We start from the raw sequence: 19,555 nt of genomic DNA on the forward strand, positions 1-19,555 counted from the left end.
AGGCTGCATCCGAATCCGGAATGCAGCCTTTTTTTATCCGATGCCCTGCAATGAGGCTTCTTTTGTAACTATTCTGTTGAATCTTGCATTTTCTATTGATATAATAAAAAATAGTGTATTGTGTCGACAAGTGGGAGTGAACGTCATGAATAGAGAAGAAAAATTAAAAAGACAATCAAAAATTCGTAACTTTTCCATCATCGCTCATATTGATCATGGTAAATCTACATTGGCGGATCGTATCATTGAAAAAACGAACGCCATGACTCAGCGTGAAATGAAGAGTCAGCTGTTGGATTCCATGGATTTAGAGCGTGAGCGTGGAATTACGATTAAATTGAATGCGATTCAATTGAAATATAACGCGAAAGATGGAGAAGAATATATCTTCCATCTTATTGATACACCGGGACATGTCGATTTTACGTATGAAGTGTCACGAAGCCTTGCAGCTTGTGAAGGAGCTGTCCTTGTTGTCGATGCGGCACAGGGTATTGAGGCCCAAACGCTTGCAAACGTTTATTTAGCATTGGACAACAACCTGGAAATCATTCCGGTCATCAATAAAATCGATTTGCCGAGTGCAGATCCGGAACGTGTGCGTGGAGAAATCGAGGAAGTGATCGGGTTGGATGCTTCCGATGCAGTCTTGGCTTCTGCTAAGGCGGGAATCGGAATCGAGGAGATTCTGGAACAGGTCGTTGAATTGGTTCCAGCTCCACAAGGTGATCCGGATGCTCCTTTCAAGGCGCTTATTTTCGATTCACTATTTGATGCGTACCGAGGTGTAGTTGCCTATATCCGTGTTGTTGAGGGTTCCATTAAAGTGGGCGATAAAATCAAAATGATGTCCACTGGCAAGGAATTCGATGTTACCGAATTGGGTGTCTTCAACCCTAAAACCCAGCTGTTGGATGAACTGAACGTAGGTGATGTAGGTTTCCTTACGGCAGCCATTAAAAACGTTGGTGATACGACTGTTGGTGACACGATTACAAGTGCCGTGAACAGTGCGACAGAACCATTGCCGGGTTACCGGAAGATGAACCCGATGGTATATTGCGGCCTATACCCAATTGACGCATCGAAATTCAATGATTTAAGGGATGCATTGGAGAAATTGGAATTGAACGATTCAGCGCTGCAGTTCGAGGCGGAATCATCGCAAGCATTGGGCTTCGGTTTCCGTTGCGGATTCCTTGGGCTCCTTCATATGGAAATTATCCAGGAACGGATTGAACGTGAATTCAAAATCGACCTGATCACCACTGCACCGAGTGTTATTTATGATGTGGTCCAAACGGACGGAACGGTCCTGAAAGTGGATAACCCGTCTAATATGCCTGATGCCCAAAAGATCGAACGGGTCGAGGAGCCATATGTCAAAGCGACGATGATGGCGCCGACGGAGTTTGTCGGGGCGATCATGGAAATTTGTCAAAATAAACGCGGAAACTTCATTGATATGGAATATATCGATGAGACCCGTGTAAGCATTCACTACGAAATACCATTATCGGAAATCGTGTATGATTTCTTCGATCAATTGAAATCCAATACAAGAGGCTATGCTTCATTCGATTATGAGCTGATCGGCTATAAACCGTCCAAGCTTGTGAAAATGGATATCTTGCTGAATGCTGAAACTGTCGATGCTTTAAGTTTCATCGTTCATAAGGACTTTGCTTATGAGCGCGGTAAAGTCATCGTTGAAAAATTGAAGAAATTGATTCCAAGACAACAATTTGAAGTGCCGATCCAAGCAGCAATCGGGCAAAAAATCATTGCCCGTTCCTCAATTAGTGCAATGCGCAAAAACGTATTGGCTAAATGTTACGGCGGCGATATTTCCCGTAAACGTAAGTTGCTCGAAAAACAGAAAGAAGGTAAAAAGCGGATGAAACAGGTAGGTTCCGTTGAAGTTCCGCAAGAAGCTTTCATGGCTGTTTTGAAAATGGATGATACGACACCAAAGAAATAAATAAAATAAACGATAGATAGTAAAAAGAGGGTAGAGGAAATCTAGCCTCTTTTTCTATCGACTCATTCGATTAAAAGGTTGTGAACACAATGATTAAAAGCGCCTACCTCCATATACCATTTTGTGAACATATTTGTCACTATTGTGATTTCAATAAAGTATTTTTGCAGGGACAGCCGGTCGAAGAATATTTACAGATGATGAAAAGGGAAATGGTGATGCAGCTTTCCAAATACCCGACTGCCGGTTTGGATACGGTTTTCGTCGGTGGAGGGACACCGACCTCTCTTGATGAAAAGCAGCTTGCATTCTTATGTGAAGCGATCAATGAAACCCTGCCCTTTGATCCCAAAAAGGCTGAATATACATTCGAAGCCAATCCAGGGGACCTTTCGAGGGAAAAACTGAAGATACTTTATGACTCAGGGGTCAATAGACTTAGCTTTGGAGTTCAAAGCTTCAATGATGAATTGTTAAAACGAATCGGCCGGACTCACCGGGCTCAAGAAGTATATGAAACGATTCATTTGGCTCAAGAGGTTGGCTTTACGAATATCAGCATCGACTTGATATATGGATTGCCGGGCCAAACGATGGAAGATTTCAAGGATACGCTGGATAAAGCGATTGCCCTTCAATTGCCGCATTATTCCAGCTACTCATTGATCGTTGAGCCGAAGACTGTTTTTTATAACCAGATGCGAAGGGGTAAATTGAACCTGCCGCCTCAGGAGCTCGAGGCTTCGATGTATGAGAAACTGATGGAAGAGATGGAGAAGCATGGTCTGCATCAATATGAAATCAGTAATTTTGCCCGAACTGGGTTTGAAAGCAGGCACAACCTGACATATTGGGATAATGTGGAGTATTATGGGATTGGTGCCGGTGCACATGGCTATACTGGAGGTAAAAGGGTTGCCAATCATGGACCTGTGAAGAAATATATCACGCCATTGCTGGCGAACGAACTGCCTGTATTGGAAGAGCACCCAGTACCGCTTCATGAACGGATGGAAGAGGAGATGTTTTTGGGGCTCCGGAAAACGGAAGGAGTTTCATTGGAAATCTTCAAGAATAAATTTTTTGTTGAAATGACGGAGATTTTCAGGAAACCGCTCGAAGAAGGATCGGCAAAGGGTCTGCTTAAGGTGGAAGGCGGGTTCGTGCGCTTGACTGAGCAGGGCAAACTGCTTGGAAATGAAGTGTTCCAATCATTTTTGGGCGTTATTGATTCCGACTGAAGGAAACTCAAGTTATTTTAACGGTGAATTAGCGGTTTTCATTGTTGACATCATAAGCTTCATTTGATAATTTATTAGTATATTAGCACTCGATGAGACAGAGTGCTAACAGAGGTGATCATACATGCTAACTGATCGTCAATTATTGATTCTACAAGTGATAATCGAGGATTTCATCCATTCTGCCCAGCCAGTCGGGTCACGAAGCTTGTCGAAGAAAGATGAAATTACGTTCAGCTCTGCCACAATTCGCAACGAAATGTCCGATCTTGAAGAAATGGGATTTTTAGAAAAAACCCATACCTCTTCCGGTAGGATCCCTTCTGAAAAAGGGTATAGATATTATGTGGATCATTTACTTTCTCCTCAAGCTCCGAAAAAGAATGAAGTGAAGATATTAAAATCCGTTTTTGTAGAACGAATTTATGAATTGGAAAAGATCGTACAGAAGTCAGCGAAAATACTTTCGGAACTGACGAATTATACGGCGATTGTACTGGGGCCAAAAGTGAATGAGCATAAGCTGAAAAAAATCCAGATCATTCCTTTAAGTCCTGAAACGGCAATAGCCATCATCATTACAGATACAGGTCATGTGGAAAATCGAATGATTTCCTTACCGCCTTCTTTTGATATAAACGAAATCGAGAAGATGGTGAACATATTGAATTCCCGTTTGGTCGATGTTCCGCTAGTTGATCTAAAGGATAAGATCTATAAGGAAGTGGCAGTTCTATTGAGCCGCCACATTCATAACTATGGATCGATGGTCTCGACCCTTGCGGAGACCCTGACGGACACAAAGCCCGAAAAAATATTTTTTGGCGGGAAAACGAATATGCTGAGGCAGCCGGAGTTCCATGATATTGCTAAAGTAAGTACGCTTTTATCGATGATTGAGCAGGAACAGGGATTTTATGAACTAATTACTCAAAATCCATCGGGCATCCACGTCAAGATCGGCCGTGAAAATCAAAACACAGTGCTCGATGACTGCAGTTTGATTACGGCGACCTACTCAATCGGGCAGGAGCAAGTTGGCACATTGGCCATATTGGGTCCAACGAGAATGGAATATTCGAGAGTGATCAGTTTGCTTTCGTTCTTCTCGAAAGATTTAACGGCCCTGATGACAAAACTGTATCAAAAATAGTAGCAAAGGTAATATTGTTAAGGTGGCGGAGAAGCATATTCCGCGGCCTGGCATATTACTTTAGCATAAATTGTATAACCCTTTTAGGGAGGTGAGATTGTGACAGAAAATAAAAACGAAGAACAAACATTGGAAAATGAAACAATCGAGGAAAGTTCTGCAGAAGCAGTTTTCGCTGAAGAAGAAATTCCAGCGGAAGAAAACCAAGGTCCGGTTGAAAAAGATGAACTTCAATTGGCTCATGAAAAGATTGCTGAACTTGAGGCGAAAATCGAGGAAATGGATAACCGTTATCTTCGTCTGCAGGCCGATTTTGATAATTCAAGACGCCGTGCCAAGCTTGATATGGAGGCGGCTCAAAAATATAGAGTTCAAAGCATTGCTAGTGATTTAGTGGAGGCTCTTGATAATTTTGAAAGAGCTACAAAAATCGAAGCGGAAAATGAACAGACGAAATCCTTGCTATCAGGCATGGAAATGGTCTATAAAGCGATTACTGATGCATTGTCTAAAGAAGGCATCGAACCTATCAGTTCGGTTGGCGAAGAGTTCGATCCGCGTTTGCATCAAGCGGTCATGCAAGTTCAGGATGAAAACTTCGGTTCGAACATCGTCGTCGAGGAATTCCAAAAAGGATACCTTCTTAAAGACCGTGTGATTCGACCTGCAATGGTAAAAGTGAACGAATAGATTTTTACATATAAATAATTGGGAGGTAGTGAAACTATGAGCAAGATTATTGGTATTGACTTAGGTACAACAAACTCTTGTGTATCTGTACTTGAAGGCGGGGAACCAAAAGTAATCCCGAATCCAGAAGGAAACCGTACAACTCCATCCGTAGTGGCATTCAAAAATGGAGAAAGGCAAGTAGGGGAAGTGGCAAAACGCCAAGCGATTACAAACCCTAATACGATCATCTCCATTAAACGCCATATGGGTACTGACCATAAAGAAGTAATTGAAGGAAAAGAATACTCACCTCAAGAAGTTTCTGCAATCATCCTTCAATACTTGAAATCATACGCTGAAGAGTATCTTGGCGAAAAAGTGACTAAAGCGGTTATCACTGTACCTGCTTACTTCAATGATGCAGAACGCCAAGCAACTAAGGATGCTGGGCAAATTGCAGGCCTTGAAGTGGAACGTATCATCAACGAACCGACAGCTGCAGCACTTGCATACGGTTTGGATAAAACGGAAGAAGATCAAACGATCCTTGTATTCGACCTTGGCGGCGGTACATTTGACGTGTCGATCATGGAACTTGGAGATGGCGTTTTCGAAGTTAAGTCCACAGCTGGTGACAACCGTCTAGGTGGGGATGATTTCGACCAAGTCATCATTGATTACCTGGTTGAAGCATTCAAGAAAGAAAACGGAATCGACCTTTCAAAAGATAAAATGGCGGTTCAACGTTTGAAAGATGCAGCTGAAAAAGCGAAAAAAGATCTTTCCGGCGTAACGTCAACTCAAATTTCTTTACCATTCATCACTGCTGGAGAAGCTGGCCCGCTTCACTTGGACGTAACAATGACTAGAGCTAAATTCGATGAGCTTTCTACAGGTCTTGTGGAACGCACTATGGGACCAACTCGTCAAGCATTGAAAGATGCTGGTCTTTCAGCATCTGAAATCGACAAAGTAATCCTTGTTGGTGGATCTACACGTATTCCTGCGGTTGTTGAAGCAATCAAAAAGGAAATCGGTCAAGAACCAAGCAAAGGTGTAAACCCTGATGAAGTGGTGGCAATGGGTGCAGCAATTCAAGGTGGCGTATTAACAGGGGATGTTAAAGACGTTGTCCTTCTTGATGTAACTCCACTTTCACTTGGAATTGAAACGATGGGCGGAGTATTCACGAAACTGATTGACCGTAATACTACGATTCCGACAAGTAAATCACAAGTGTTCTCGACAGCGGCTGATAATCAAACGGCAGTTGATATCCATGTCCTTCAAGGTGAGCGTCCAATGTCTGCGGATAACAAAACTCTTGGCCGTTTCCAATTGAGTGACATTCCACCGGCACCGCGTGGAGTTCCGCAAGTTGAAGTGACATTCGATATTGATAAAAACGGTATCGTGAACGTTCGTGCGAAAGATCTTGGCACGAACAAAGAACAAGCGATCACTATCAAATCGTCTTCAGGACTTTCTGATGAAGAGATCGAACGCATGGTACGTGAAGCAGAAGAAAATGCCGATAGCGATAAACAACGTAAAGAAGAAGTTGAACTTCGTAACGAAGCTGATCAATTAGTTTTCCAAACGGAAAAAACGCTGAAAGATCTAGAAGGTAAAGTGGACGAAGCGGAAGTAACAAAAGCGAATGAAGCGAAGGATGAACTGAAAGCTGCAATCGAGAAAAATGAGCTTGAAGAAATCCGCGTGAAAAAAGATGCGCTTAACGAAATTGTTCAAGCTTTGACAATGAAGCTTTATGAAGAAGCGGCAAAAGCTCAGCAAGCTGGAGAAGCCGGTGCTGGCGAAACAGCTCAAGACGATAATGTGGTTGATGCTGAATACACTGAAGTTAACGAAGAAGAGAAAAAATAAAAAGTGGCCCAATCGGGGCACTGAAATATTGGGCAGTTAGTTTCTGCCTGCCATTGTAAAAAAGTCAAAGTCAGGTTATCTTGACTTTGGCTTTTTTTACAATGGATGGAATCATTGTCAGGAAGTGTTGCAATCGCTGGTGGGGAATCATGGGATTTTAGAGAAAAAGATGTGCAAATCGGGGCTGGCAGTACCAATTACAAAAATGTGTCAACGCCGTTTGTACTTTTCTAGTTGATTATTATCTTCGTTCAGTGATAATATTACCTTTATGTGAATCGAATCGGGAGTGGATTTTAGATATGAGTAAACGCGATTATTATGAGGTGTTAGGCCTTTCGAAAAGTGCTTCGAAGGATGAAATCAAAAAAGCGTATCGAAAGCTCTCCAAACAATATCACCCTGATATTAATAAAGCGGACGATGCTGCGGATAAATTCAAGGAAATCAAGGAAGCTTACGAAGTATTGAGTGACGAACAGAAAAAGGCCCATTATGACCAATTCGGACATACAGATCCCAATCAAGGCTTTGGCGGTCAGGACTTTGGCGGTTTCGGCGGTTTTGAAGATATTTTCAGTAGCTTCTTTGGCGGCGGCGGTCGCAGGAGAGATCCTAATGCACCGCGTCAAGGGGCGGACCTACAGTATACGATGACGCTTTCTTTTGAAGAGGCTGCATTCGGAAAAGAAACTGAGATTGAAATTCCGCGTGAAGAGAATTGTGATACATGTAAAGGATCCGGTGCCAAACCTGGTACAAAAGTGGAAAACTGTTCACATTGTCATGGAACCGGTCAATTGAATGTTGAACAAAACACAGCGTTCGGAAGGATTGTGAACCGGAGAGCATGTCACCATTGTCAAGGTACAGGAAAAATCATTCCTAATAAATGTTCAACATGCGGCGGCGACGGAAAAGTCCAAAAACGTAAAAAGATCCAAGTCAAGGTGCCAGCAGGAATTGATGATGGCCAGCAGTTGCGTGTAACCGGCCAAGGAGAGCCAGGAATAAATGGCGGTCCGGCGGGAGACCTGTATGTAGTCTTCCATGTACGCAGCCATGAATTCTTTGAGCGGGATGGCGATGATATTTATTGTGAAATGCCGGTTACGTTTGCCCAGGCAGCATTGGGTGATGAAATAGAAGTTCCGACACTGCATGGAAAAGTGAAGCTGAAGATTCCAGCAGGTACACAAACAAGCACTCGTTTCCGTTTAAAAGGCAAAGGTGTTCCGAATGTAAGAGGGTATGGCCAAGGAGATCAGCATGTGGTCGTATTAGTGGTCACCCCTAAGAAATTAACGGAAAAACAAAAGGACTTGCTTCGTGAGTTCAGTGATATCAGCGGACAAGGCGTAGATGAACAAGATGATGGCTTTTTCTCAAAAGTAAAGCGTGCTTTTAAAGATAGGTGAATAAAAGTAAAAGAACAAATTGGGAGTTGGTAGATTATGAAGTGGTCTGAATTTGCAATCCAAACAACGAATGAAGCGGTTGAACCTGTTTCGAATATTCTTCATGAGGCAGGTGCGAGCGGTGTTGTCATTGAGGATCCTCTAGAATTAGTCAAGGAACGTGAAAATGTTTTTGGCGAAATCTACCACTTAAACCCAGATGATTATCCGGATGAAGGTGTAGTCATTAAGGCTTATCTGCCCGTTAACAGCTTTCTTAACGATACCGTTGATGCTATTAAGGAATCAATCAATAATCTCCTTCTTTTTGATATAGACCTTGGGAAAAATGTTGTTTCAATTAGTGAAGTGAATGAGGAAGAGTGGGCGACGGCTTGGAAAAAATATTATAACCCCGTCAAGATATCCGAACGTTTTACCATCGTGCCAACATGGGAAGACTACACTCCAGTTAGCAGTGACGAATTGATCATTGAACTTGATCCAGGCATGGCTTTCGGAACGGGTACACACCCGACGACGGTCATGTGCATCCAAGCGCTGGAGCGTACAGTACAGCCTGGGGATTTAGTCGTTGATGTAGGAACGGGTTCTGGTGTTCTAAGCATTGCAGCTGCATTATTGGACGCAAAACGAATCCAGTCCCTTGATTTGGATGAAGTGGCAGTACAGTCAGCCATACAAAACGTGGAAATAAATAACGTGCAGGATAAAGTGTCCGTTTCACAAGGCAATTTGCTGGACGGTGTGAATGAACAAGCGGATATCGTCGTGGCTAATATTCTTGCCGAGGTGATCATGCGTTTTACGGATGATGTAGCGAAAGTCGTTAAACCTGGCGGACATTTCATCGCTTCCGGAATCATTCAAACTAAGAAACAAGATGTGAAGGATGCGATTATTGCATCTGGTTTCACCATTGAGGAAACGATCTTGATGGAAGATTGGGTGGCAATAATCGCGAAAAGAAATGATTAATTGAAAAAGTTACTCTGATTATCGGGTATTTTGATAGTCAGAGTACCTTTTTTTAGCTTGAATCTTTGCATGGCTTGCATTCTGGATTCCTGACTGTTAGCCTGTGAGTTTTTTAGACTAGACGAAGTGGGTGGCAGTGTGCAACGGTATTTTCTTAACGATGTAGACATCAAAGGAAACACGGTGACGATATCAGGCGATGATTTTCACCATATCGCCAGGGTGATGAGGATGGGACCAGGGGAGCGGATCATTACGGTAAAAAGTAATGGTATGACAGCTGTCGCGGAAATTTCGGAAATTACTGATGATGCTGTTATAGGGACCGTTTCCGAATGGAAGAATGAAGAAAAGGAACTTCCTGTAAGGGTTGTGATAGCGAGCGGTCTGCCTAAAGGGGATAAGTTGGAATATATCGTTCAAAAGGGTACTGAACTTGGTGCCGTTGAATTTATCCCTTTTATTGCTGCTCGTTCGGTGGTAAAATGGGACCACAAAAAGGTAGGTAAGAAATTGGAGAGGCTCCAGAAGATTTCAAAAGAGGCGGCTGAGCAATCTCACCGCACGGTTATCCCTGCCATCAAGGAACCGATGACGGCAGATCAGCTAGCTGGTTATGCTTCCGGTTTCGATCATAAATTAATCGCTTTTGAAGAAGTGGCAAAACAGGGGGAAACTTCTGTACTCGCTTCTGTCTTGAAAGATATCACCGCTGGGCAATCCATCTTATTCGTTTTTGGGCCTGAAGGTGGTTTAGCAGATAAGGAAATTGAAAAACTGACTGATGCCGGTTTTATGGCTTGCGGTCTTGGACCAAGAATATTAAGAACTGAAACAGCACCTTTATATGCACTTTCCGCTGTTTCTTATCATGTAGAACTTTTGAGGTGATGAAAAATGGCAACGGTCGCTTTCCATACATTAGGCTGTAAAGTGAATCATTATGAAACAGAGGCCATATGGCAATTATTCCAAACTGGAGGATATGATCGTGTTGAGTTTGAAAATACATCCGATGTATATGTCATCAACACATGCACGGTGACAAACACTGGCGATAAGAAGAGCCGTCAGGTCATCCGTCGTGCCATTCGTAAAAATCCGAATGCCGTCATAGCGGTAACGGGATGTTACGCACAGACTTCACCGGCAGAAATCATGGCCATACCAGGTGTGGATATTGTTGTAGGAACACAGGACAGGGTTAAACTTCTTGATTACATCGAGCAATTCAAGGTTGAGCGTGAGCCAATCAATGCCGTAGGGAATATCATGAAAAACCGTGTCTACGAAGAGTTGGATGTACCAGCTTTTACAGACCGTACACGAGCTTCACTTAAGATTCAGGAAGGTTGCAATAATTTCTGCACTTTCTGCATCATCCCTTGGGCCCGTGGCTTGATGCGTTCCCGCGATCCAAAGGAAGTCGTTAACCAAGCTGAACAGCTTGTCGAGGCAGGCTATAAAGAGCTAGTCCTCACCGGAATTCATACTGGCGGCTACGGAGACGATTTGAAAGACTATAATTTGGCGATGCTGCTGCGTGACTTGGAAAAAGTCGATGGATTGAAGCGTATCCGTATTTCATCCATCGAAGCCAGCCAGATTACAGATGAGATCATTGAAGTGCTGACGAATTCGAAAAAAGTGGTACGTCATTTGCATATACCAATCCAATCGGGTTCCGATACAGTTCTAAAACGGATGAGACGTAAATATACGATGGATTTCTTCGGGGATCGGATCGAGAAGTTGAAAATTGCGCTTCCGGGTCTTGCTGTTACCTCTGATGTCATCGTAGGTTTCCCAGGTGAAACAGAAGAAGAATTCATGGAGACATTTAACTTTATAGAAAAATATAAATTCTCCGAACTTCATGTTTTCCCTTATTCAAAACGGACAGGGACTCCGGCTGCCCGTATGGAAGATCAAGTCGATGAAGATGTCAAGAATGAGCGCGTACATCGCCTTATCACGTTGTCGGATCAGCTGGCAAAAGAGTATGCCTCCCGATTCGAGGGGGAAGTTCTTGAAGTCATTCCTGAAACGAAGTTGGAAAATGGCCTTTATGAGGGCTATTCCGATAATTACATGAAAGTCGTCTTCCCGGCTTCGGAAGAAATGGTCGGTGAAATCGTCAAAGTGAAGATTACAAAGTCTGGCTATCCATTTAGTGAAGGTCAGTTCGTGACGGTAGTGAAGGATTTTCCGTTGCAACAAGCATCCAATATTTAATCTAAGACAGCGGTAAATCGCTGTCTTTTTTTTATCCTCTTTTAGATGTGTTATCTTGGCACTTTCGGGTAAAGACTATATATATCGTCAAAGTGGATAAACTATGGTATTATGAGAGGTACGTACAACTAGGTATAGATTGTTTTTGAGGAGGATTTATTAATGTCACAAAATGTAGCAGGTTTAATTGACCACACGTTATTAAAAGCAGATGCAACCAAAGAGCAAATAAAGGTATTATGCGAAGAAGCTAGAGAGTATAACTTTGCTTCCGTATGCGTGAACCCAACTTGGGTGAAATATGCAAGCGAACTTTTGGAAGGTTCAGAAGTGAAAGTTTGTACCGTTATCGGCTTCCCTCTAGGTGCAACCACACCGGAAACCAAAGCTTTTGAAACGAAAGACGCCATCTCCAATGGCGCTCACGAAGTCGATATGGTGATCAATATCGGCGCATTGAAGGACAAGGATGATGAGTTGGTAGAGCGGGATATTCGTGCTGTTGTAGCGGCATCCACTGGTAAGGCTCTGTCAAAAGTGATCATTGAAACTTCTTTATTGACTGATGAAGAAAAAGTCCGTGCATGTGAATTGGCCGTAAAAGCCGGATCGGATTTTGTGAAAACATCAACTGGTTTCTCGACCGGCGGAGCGACTGTAGAAGATATCACGCTTATGAGAAAAACAGTTGGCCCGGATATCGGTGTTAAAGCTTCAGGTGGAGTCCGCAACACGAGCGATGCCCAGAAAGTGATTGAAGCTGGTGCAACAAGAATTGGTGCGAGTGCAGGTGTTTCCATCGTAAAGGGCTTAACGGCTGATTCGGATTATTGATTTTGTAAGGGACCGTATAATAAGTCATTAAAATAAAACAGGCGGAGAAAAATGAATTATTTTTCTCCGCCTGTTTTTTATTACTTCCATAAAACGGATTATAAATCGAGTGCCCATGCCTTTGTGCAGTGCATTGCATTTGCGCTTGTTTCCTTGAAAAAGAAGAAACGTTTCAATTTTGGACTTTTACTTGTCATTTTTGGAACCTATAAATTCCGAAAAAAGTTTATTGTGGATTCAATGGATATTAGGGGTATCAAACAGGGAGTAAACAGACTTATATTAAATGAAGGGGGAGGAAAATGAAAAAACGGGATTTACTTTCTTTTATATATAATGGCAGTAATCGTTTTTCATCTACCTAGGTTTGTGGATTTAGATATTAGCTGCTGTTATATTGAGTGGTTTGAGCTTAATAAACCATAAAGTTAATTATAAAAAGATAAGCTGAAAACCTCCCGGTAATCATTAATCCTTTTATATCTGTTACAGCTACACATTATGTCCATCTTCCCCTGAAGCTGCCCATAAGAAAGTCTCTAATGAGTTTTGGACAGCTCTTTATTTCTTTAAGTGTTGCCGATGCACCAAAAGAATGAGGTTGGAGAATTGCCGTGAGCATGGCAAGACGGCCAAAGAAGTCAAGATATTGAAAATCACACTGGCATGGGCGAGCTGTGTCCCCTTGTTTTCGGTGAAAAACGCAGCGGCGCTTTCCAGAATGTCCACAAAAGGCAGGAATGCGGCAACCCCGATGACGTTTAGCCAAATATGTGCATAAGCTGTGAAGGCAGCTTGTCTGCCAGAACCGATGCTGGCCATGTATCCGGTGATGCAAGTGCCAATATTCGATCCGAGCATGATGATGATTGCGGAGGAGACGGATAACTCCCCGTTCATCAAAAAGCTCATGGCTATCCCGATGGTTGCCGAACTGGAGTGAATGAGTGCGGTCAATAATATCCCGGCTAATAGGGCATAACTCATATGGCCCTCTATGTAATGGATGAGCGTTTGTATCGAAGAATAGGCTGCGATCGGTGTCGAAAGCATTTTAAAACCGCTCATCGCCGCGAAGATGGCCGAGATTCCAATGAGGGACATCCCTATGCTTCTCGGTAATGCTTTTGGCATGAAGCAAAGAAAAGCGCCGCTTACGACACCGGGAATGATCCAACGATCCAAGGAAAAGGTCATGAACTCTGCTGTAAAGGTGGATCCGATATTCGTTCCAAGAATAATCCCGATTGTTTGCGGGAACGTTAAGCTTCCTGCGGAAACGAGGCCGACCGTCATGACCATGACCGCCGAGCTGCTCTGCAGGATCCCCGTAAAGATGGTTCCGGCCATGAAGCCTTTCCATGGCTTATCCGTTACCTTCGAGAGAAAATTTTTTAATGCAGCACCGGACATATTGAACAGTCCGATGCGTAAAACTGACATACCCGCCAAAAATATCGCGATGAATAATAAGAATAAAAATAGCTCATGCATGACTGTCACCTCTTAGTAAGCTTATGGCCCATTAACGGGAGACATGCTATAAATTGGATTTTCATGCAAGTTGAATGATTGTTTAGTGAAAAATTATGATAATAACATGATGATATTCAAAATAAGTTTGATTTTATTGGTTGACCTGCTAAAGATGATATATTATAATTGTTTAGTACATGTATAACATGTTGACAACTTGAGTTAGTGTGTTGTTTTCGGAGGGAGGGAAAGAGATGTCTAAAACCGTCGTTCGTAAAAACGAATCGCTTGAAGATGCTCTTCGTCGTTTCAAACGTACTGTATCTAAAGCAGGATCGCTTCAGGAAGCTAGGAAGCGTGAATTTTATGAAAAACCAAGCGTAAAACGTAAGAAAAAGTCTGAAGCTGCAAGAAAACGTAAATTCTAAGAGAGGGTGGAAAGATGAGTCTTCTCGAGCGTTTAAATAATGATATGAAACAAGCGATGAAGAACAAGGAAAAGGACAAACTATCTGTTATTCGGATGCTGAAGGCTTCCATTCAAAACGAAGCATTGAAGCAGAGGCAAGATTTAACAGATGATGAAGAATTGACAGTGCTCTCTCGCGAATTAAAACAACGCAAAGACTCCCTCCAGGAGTTTGAAAACGCAGGTCGTTCAGATCTCGTGGATAAAGTCCGCACCGAACTAGTATACGTAGAGGCATATATGCCTGAGCAACTTTCAGAAGAAGACATTTCTAATATCGTTAAACAAACGATTGAAGAAGTCAATGCAACATCCAAAGCAGATATGGGGCGAGTTATGGGAGCTTTAATGCCTAAAGTTAAAGGTAAAGCGGATGGTTCTCTAGTAAACAAATTAGTACAACAACATCTATCTTAAACTCTAAACTTAAAACTCGAAACCTAACCGCAGGCAATTTGCCTGTGGTTTTTGTGTATTTCATGAATTTTATGCGTATATTATTGAAACGATGCCCAAGATAATAGGGGCATTTTAAATTTTATTTGCTTTTTTTGAAACCTTTTTCATATACATACGTAATAACTAAAGAACAGAGTAAAGGGTTGCTTCATTTGCTCCTTATTCGAATTTAGTTGAGTGCTGAATTTACTGGTAGGTTTTCCTCCTGAATATTGGAGGCACTTACCGCGTTTAATGCGGGAAAGGGGGCGTTCCGTTGAAAATTTGGCGTTATTTATCTGTACTCTTATTTGGATTGCTGTTCACCATGTCTTCTTTTGGGGGATCGACGGTATCTGCAAACGAGAAGATCGTTTACCATGTACCAATAGAAGAAACGGTGGAAAAGGGACTCTCGGCATTTTTGGAACGCGCGCTTACCACTGCTGAAGCAGCTGATGCAGACCTTGTCGTTTTCGAGGTGAATACTCCTGGAGGTGCTGTGGATGCAGCAGGGGAAATTGCAAAGTTACTGTCCGATTCACCAATCAAGACAGTTGCCTACGTCAATAACAGGGCCTTATCTGCAGGGGCATACATTTCTCTAAGTGCAGATGAGATCTATATGGTTCCGAGTGCCACCATGGGATCTGCCGCTGTAATTGATTCTACAGGGAACGCTGCAGGTAAGAAAGCGCAATCTTATTGGTTAGCAGCCATGAAGACTGCTGCAGAACAAAATGGACGTGATCCCATTTACGCCCAGGCGATGGCGGATGTTGACATCGATCTACCCGAATATGGAGCGGAAAAAGGAAAGTTGCTGACATTTACAGCCGAGCAGGCCAAAAAGGCTGGATATAGTGAAGGCACCGTCTCTGGGAAAGCGGAGCTGTATAGTATACTTGGAGTTGAGGATGCTGATATTCGGTCAATCGAAGAAAGCTTTCCTGAGAAACTTGCCCGCTTTTTGACCAACCCGATCGTCGTACCCATTTTATTAACGATAGCGGGAATCGGGATTGTGATGGAATTGTTTTCACCCGGTTTTGGAATTCCGGGGGTCATTGGAATCACCAGTCTTGTTTTATTCTTCTATGGTCATCTTGTCGCCGGTATCACCGGATACGAATCGTTAGCGATGTTCATCATTGGGGTCATTCTCGTACTCATTGAATTTTTTATCCCAGGGGGGATTATCGGGCTGCTCGGATTTACAGCGATAGTGGGGAGTCTATTCCTCGCGACAGGAGATCCGGTCCATATGACGATATCCTTGCTAATTGCGGTCACCGTATCCATTTTGGTATTCATCCTACTTGTAAAGGTGTTTGGAAAACAGATGAAATTTTTCAGGAAAATGATATTAACCGATGCAACAAAAACGGAACAAGGGTATGTCAGCAATCCGAATCGTTTGGATTTATTAGGTGTTGAAGGGAAGGCCCTTACAGATTTGAGGCCTTCAGGAACTGCTTTGGTCAAAGAAGAAAGAGTGGATGTCGTGACCGAAGGAAGCTTTATTTCCAAAGGTTCATCAATCGTTATCGTGAAAGTAGAAGGATCAAGGGTAGTCGTCCGGGAAATACCGGATTCAAATTAAAATTAAAAGATACAGGAAGGATGAATCATTAAGTGATAACTTCAGGAACGATATTTATTGTACTGGCAGTGATTGCTGCTATCATCGTATTGGCAGTATTTTTCACATTCGTACCAGTAATGCTATGGATTTCCGCTTTAGCGGCAGGAGTCAAAATCAGCATATTTACATTAGTTGGAATGAGGCTTCGCCGTGTTATACCAAGCAGGGTTGTCAATCCACTTATCAAGGCCCATAAGGCTGGAATCAATGTTTCGACGAATCAATTGGAGAGCCATTACCTTGCAGGCGGTAATGTCGATCGAGTGGTGAATGCATTAATTGCTGCAGAGCGAGCCAATATCACGTTACCTTTCGAACGGGGTGCAGCTATTGACCTTGCCGGCCGTGATGTATTGGAAGCCGTTCAAATGAGTGTTAACCCGAAAGTGATTGAAACCCCGTTCATCTCTGGTGTGGCGATGAATGGTATTGAAGTGAAAGCGAAGGCAAGGATTACGGTGCGAGCCAATATTGAACGCTTGGTCGGTGGTGCCGGTGAAGAGACGATCATTGCCCGTGTAGGCGAAGGGATCGTATCGACGATCGGTGCTTCGAAAATGCATACGGATGTACTGGAACACCCCGATTTGATTTCACGAACGGTTTTATCAAAAGGGTTGGATTCAGGAACGGCATTCGAAATACTTTCCATTGATATCGCTGAAGTGGATATCGGTAAAAATATCGGGGCCATATTACAGACTGACCAAGCCGAAGCTGATAAAAAGATAGCCCAGGCAAAGGCCGAGGAACGCCGTGCGATGGCTGTTGCACTTGAACAGGAAATGGTTGCCCGTGTTCAGGAAATGAGAGCGAAGGTTGTTCAATCCGAAGCCGAAGTTCCGTTGGCCATGGCTGATGCACTGAAAAGCGGAAACCTTGGAGTGATGGATTATATGAATATCCAAAATATCACGGCTGACACTGATATGCGCGATTCCATCAGTAAAATATCCGAAAATCCAAAAGATAACAACAATAACCATAATAATAATTAGGTCAGGGAAGGAAGGTCTTTAAATGGGAGGTTTTATTGATTTCTTTCTCGAGAACCCATTCCTTATCATTGTCTTGATCGGTGTTTTAACGTCCATGTTAGGAAAGAAAAAGCAGACTCAAGATCCTGGCACGCCTCCGAAAAAGAAATGGCAGGAGGTCATGCGGGAGCTTCAAGGTGAAATGCCGCAAGGAAATCAGCAGCAAAAGCATGCACCTCCTCCCGTAAGGAAAGTCGAACAGCAGGCAGCACAGGCTGTTGAAGTGATCGATGAGACGAAGAACGAAGCGAACAAAAGGATTACCGAGCTTAGACGGCTTCAGCAGAAGTACGATCAAGAGCGTTTATATCAAAAAGCGAAAGCAGATCAACTTACATCAACGATTTCTGATAAAAACAGTCCGGTCTATCGCAAAGGACCGTCTTTTGGCAAAAAACAGCTGATTGATGGCATCATCATGTCAGAAGTGCTGGGACCGCCAAGGGCGAAGAGAAGTCTTCATAGATCCAGAAGGTGATTCAGAGACTGGGCTTTTTTAAGCCCGTCATTAAAAGCCTGAAAAAATAGACTTTTATTCCCTTATAATTTTGTGCTAGAACCCTCTTTCATTTCATACATTGAGATGAAAGGGGGTTCTTTTTTATGGCACGCAATTGGGGAAAAAAAGTGAAACAGCTTATGACCAAAACAATGGACCTTCCGCAAGATGTCATGATGGACCTGCCGCGAATTACAATGATCGGACAATTACATATTTATATTGAAAACCATCGTGGCTTATTGGCTTTTACAGACAGCGAAGTGCGATTGATGCTGAAAAATGGGCAGTTGCTGATAAAGGGAAATGCCTTTGTCATAAAGACGATTTTGCCGGAAGAAATCATGCTCGAAGGCAAAATTGATAAGGTTTATTTTATCAATGAATGATCTCGGGAGGTCTCCATGAAAAACCAATGGACAAACTATTATACAGGCTATGTAAAGGTGAAGGCTTATGGCAAAGGTGCAGAACGGCTGATCAATATGCTGACGAGAAGGGGGCTTCATATCTGGGAAGTGAAGCGTGTCGGAAGTGAATCCCTGATTTTCCATATGGATATCAGGGATATCCCAAAACTCCGTCAGGTCATGCGTAAGAGCGATTGTAAAGTAAAGTTCATGCAGGGAAAGGGTTTCCCTTTCCTATTGAAGAGAGTCATGAAAAACAGCGGGTTTTTAGCGGGGATGATCGCTTTCCTGCTATGCATATTCGTACTTTCCAATATGGTATGGGGCATCGAGGTTCAAGATGCCAAACCGGCAACCGAGCATGCCATCCGGAAAGAATTGGACAAGATGGGCGTGAAGATCGGTAAAGTGCAATTCTTTGTTGATGATGTGGATACGATTCAGCGTAAGCTGTCGGACCGGATCGGTGCATTGACATGGGTAGGGGTAGAGCTGAAGGGAACGACATACCATTTTCGGGTTGTAGAAAAACGGCAGCCTAAAGAGGTCGAGAAAACATCTCCGCAGAATTTGGTAGCTTCTAAAAAAGCGATCATCACTGATATGTTCGTTGAAAAAGGACAATCTATTGTTAATGTGAATGATTATGTAGGAAAGGGACAGCTTCTTGTTTCAGGATGGATTGGAAAAGAGGATAAACAGGAAATTGTATCCGCACAAGGAGTAATAAAAGGGAAAACGTGGTATAAAGCGAAAGTGGAAGTACCGTTAAAAACCAAGTTTTCTGTTTTTAACGGAGATGAAAAAAGCAGGCACTTTTTAAAAATGGGGGGCTTTTCCCTTCCGGTATGGGGTTTCAAGGATCCGGGATATGAAAAACAGGAAAAAGAAACGACAATGAGGCCGTTTCACTTTCTTCAATGGGAACTGCCCATTTCCTATAAACAAGTGACCTTTAGGAGCAAGGAAGATATTGTACGAAGTTATACAGAGAAAGAAGCCGTGGAGGAAGGCAGGAAAATGGCTAAAGCTGAATTGAAAAAGCATTTGGAAGAGGAAGATGAAATCGTCGAAGAAAAAATTTTGCACGAAAGCATGGAGAATGGTAAAGTAAAATTATCTATACATTACCAAGTTATTGAAGATATAGCGATTGGACAGCCAATCATTCAAGGAGACTAA

General features: G+C 42.8%; 19 protein-coding genes. 18 read left to right on the plus strand and 1 reads right to left on the minus strand.

What is annotated here, in order from left to right:
• Nucleotides 1-145: 145 nt before the first annotated feature.
• The 11 genes from lepA (at nucleotide 146) to ACWF5P_RS08705 (ending at nucleotide 12,705) form a co-directional block, all read left to right on the plus strand.
• Nucleotides 146-1,981 carry a translation elongation factor 4 gene (gene lepA / locus ACWF5P_RS08655; protein WP_095389815.1) on the plus strand — a complete coding sequence of 612 codons (1,836 nt, stop codon included), beginning with the start codon at nucleotides 146-148 and terminating at the stop codon, nucleotides 1,979-1,981.
• Nucleotides 1,982-2,070: 89 nt separating this feature from the next.
• Nucleotides 2,071-3,222, plus strand: a complete 1,152-nt coding sequence (gene hemW / locus ACWF5P_RS08660; RefSeq protein ID WP_434167418.1) for a radical SAM family heme chaperone HemW — start codon at nucleotides 2,071-2,073, stop codon at nucleotides 3,220-3,222.
• Nucleotides 3,223-3,346: 124 nt separating this feature from the next.
• Nucleotides 3,347-4,375: a heat-inducible transcriptional repressor HrcA gene (hrcA, locus tag ACWF5P_RS08665; RefSeq protein WP_101222614.1), complete on the plus strand. Its 1,029-nt coding sequence runs from the start codon at nucleotides 3,347-3,349 to the stop codon at nucleotides 4,373-4,375.
• Nucleotides 4,376-4,474: 99 nt separating this feature from the next.
• Nucleotides 4,475-5,065: a nucleotide exchange factor GrpE gene (gene grpE / locus ACWF5P_RS08670; RefSeq protein ID WP_101222613.1), complete on the plus strand. Its 591-nt coding sequence runs from the start codon at nucleotides 4,475-4,477 to the stop codon at nucleotides 5,063-5,065.
• 36 nt (nucleotides 5,066-5,101) lie between these two features.
• On the plus strand, nucleotides 5,102-6,934 hold the full coding sequence (gene dnaK / locus ACWF5P_RS08675) for a molecular chaperone DnaK (protein ID WP_452444804.1): 1,833 nt from the start codon (nucleotides 5,102-5,104) through the stop codon (nucleotides 6,932-6,934).
• A gap of 302 nt (nucleotides 6,935-7,236) precedes the next feature.
• Nucleotides 7,237-8,352: a molecular chaperone DnaJ gene (gene dnaJ, locus ACWF5P_RS08680; protein WP_101222611.1), complete on the plus strand. Its 1,116-nt coding sequence runs from the start codon at nucleotides 7,237-7,239 to the stop codon at nucleotides 8,350-8,352.
• Nucleotides 8,353-8,388: 36 nt separating this feature from the next.
• Nucleotides 8,389-9,330 (plus strand): 50S ribosomal protein L11 methyltransferase, encoded by a 942-nt coding sequence (gene prmA, locus ACWF5P_RS08685; RefSeq protein WP_101222610.1) that lies wholly within the window; start codon nucleotides 8,389-8,391, stop codon nucleotides 9,328-9,330.
• 138 nt (nucleotides 9,331-9,468) lie between these two features.
• The gene (locus ACWF5P_RS08690) at nucleotides 9,469-10,221 is read left to right on the plus strand and encodes a 16S rRNA (uracil(1498)-N(3))-methyltransferase (RefSeq protein ID WP_434167415.1); all 753 of its coding nucleotides are present in this window, start codon (nucleotides 9,469-9,471) and stop codon (nucleotides 10,219-10,221) included.
• Between the two features lie 6 nt (nucleotides 10,222-10,227).
• Nucleotides 10,228-11,565 carry a tRNA (N(6)-L-threonylcarbamoyladenosine(37)-C(2))-methylthiotransferase MtaB gene (gene mtaB / locus ACWF5P_RS08695; RefSeq protein WP_452444805.1) on the plus strand — a complete coding sequence of 446 codons (1,338 nt, stop codon included), beginning with the start codon at nucleotides 10,228-10,230 and terminating at the stop codon, nucleotides 11,563-11,565.
• A gap of 162 nt (nucleotides 11,566-11,727) precedes the next feature.
• Nucleotides 11,728-12,399, plus strand: coding sequence for a deoxyribose-phosphate aldolase (gene deoC / locus ACWF5P_RS08700; RefSeq protein ID WP_230177031.1), 672 nt, complete (start codon nucleotides 11,728-11,730; stop codon nucleotides 12,397-12,399).
• A gap of 51 nt (nucleotides 12,400-12,450) precedes the next feature.
• Nucleotides 12,451-12,705, plus strand: a complete 255-nt coding sequence (locus ACWF5P_RS08705; RefSeq protein WP_452444806.1) for a hypothetical protein — start codon at nucleotides 12,451-12,453, stop codon at nucleotides 12,703-12,705.
• 255 nt (nucleotides 12,706-12,960) lie between these two features.
• On the opposite strand, the gene ACWF5P_RS08710 is transcribed toward ACWF5P_RS08705, so the two are convergent.
• Nucleotides 12,961-13,893 (minus strand): Na/Pi symporter, encoded by a 933-nt coding sequence (locus ACWF5P_RS08710; protein ID WP_101222606.1) that lies wholly within the window; start codon nucleotides 13,891-13,893, stop codon nucleotides 12,961-12,963.
• A 236-nt stretch (nucleotides 13,894-14,129) separates the two neighbouring features.
• Here ACWF5P_RS08710 and rpsU point away from each other — a divergent pair, with 236 nt between their 5' ends.
• From rpsU to yqfD, 7 genes are all read left to right on the plus strand, one after another.
• Nucleotides 14,130-14,303: a 30S ribosomal protein S21 gene (rpsU, locus tag ACWF5P_RS08715; RefSeq protein ID WP_028391853.1), complete on the plus strand. Its 174-nt coding sequence runs from the start codon at nucleotides 14,130-14,132 to the stop codon at nucleotides 14,301-14,303.
• Nucleotides 14,304-14,317: 14 nt separating this feature from the next.
• On the plus strand, nucleotides 14,318-14,761 hold the full coding sequence (locus ACWF5P_RS08720; protein ID WP_101222605.1) for a GatB/YqeY domain-containing protein: 444 nt from the start codon (nucleotides 14,318-14,320) through the stop codon (nucleotides 14,759-14,761).
• A 304-nt stretch (nucleotides 14,762-15,065) separates the two neighbouring features.
• Nucleotides 15,066-16,385 (plus strand): NfeD family protein, encoded by a 1,320-nt coding sequence (locus ACWF5P_RS08725; RefSeq protein ID WP_397315433.1) that lies wholly within the window; start codon nucleotides 15,066-15,068, stop codon nucleotides 16,383-16,385.
• A 50-nt stretch (nucleotides 16,386-16,435) separates the two neighbouring features.
• Nucleotides 16,436-17,425 (plus strand): flotillin-like protein FloA, encoded by a 990-nt coding sequence (gene floA / locus ACWF5P_RS08730; protein ID WP_402899859.1) that lies wholly within the window; start codon nucleotides 16,436-16,438, stop codon nucleotides 17,423-17,425.
• Between the two features lie 22 nt (nucleotides 17,426-17,447).
• The gene (locus ACWF5P_RS08735; protein ID WP_260358109.1) at nucleotides 17,448-17,942 is read left to right on the plus strand and encodes a hypothetical protein; all 495 of its coding nucleotides are present in this window, start codon (nucleotides 17,448-17,450) and stop codon (nucleotides 17,940-17,942) included.
• A 125-nt stretch (nucleotides 17,943-18,067) separates the two neighbouring features.
• Nucleotides 18,068-18,352, plus strand: coding sequence for a sporulation protein YqfC (gene yqfC, locus ACWF5P_RS08740; RefSeq protein ID WP_034308511.1), 285 nt, complete (start codon nucleotides 18,068-18,070; stop codon nucleotides 18,350-18,352).
• 15 nt (nucleotides 18,353-18,367) lie between these two features.
• Nucleotides 18,368-19,555 (plus strand): sporulation protein YqfD, encoded by a 1,188-nt coding sequence (yqfD, locus tag ACWF5P_RS08745; protein ID WP_434167410.1) that lies wholly within the window; start codon nucleotides 18,368-18,370, stop codon nucleotides 19,553-19,555.

The sequence above is a fragment of the Peribacillus sp. NPDC055009 genome (genome assembly GCF_053608705.1).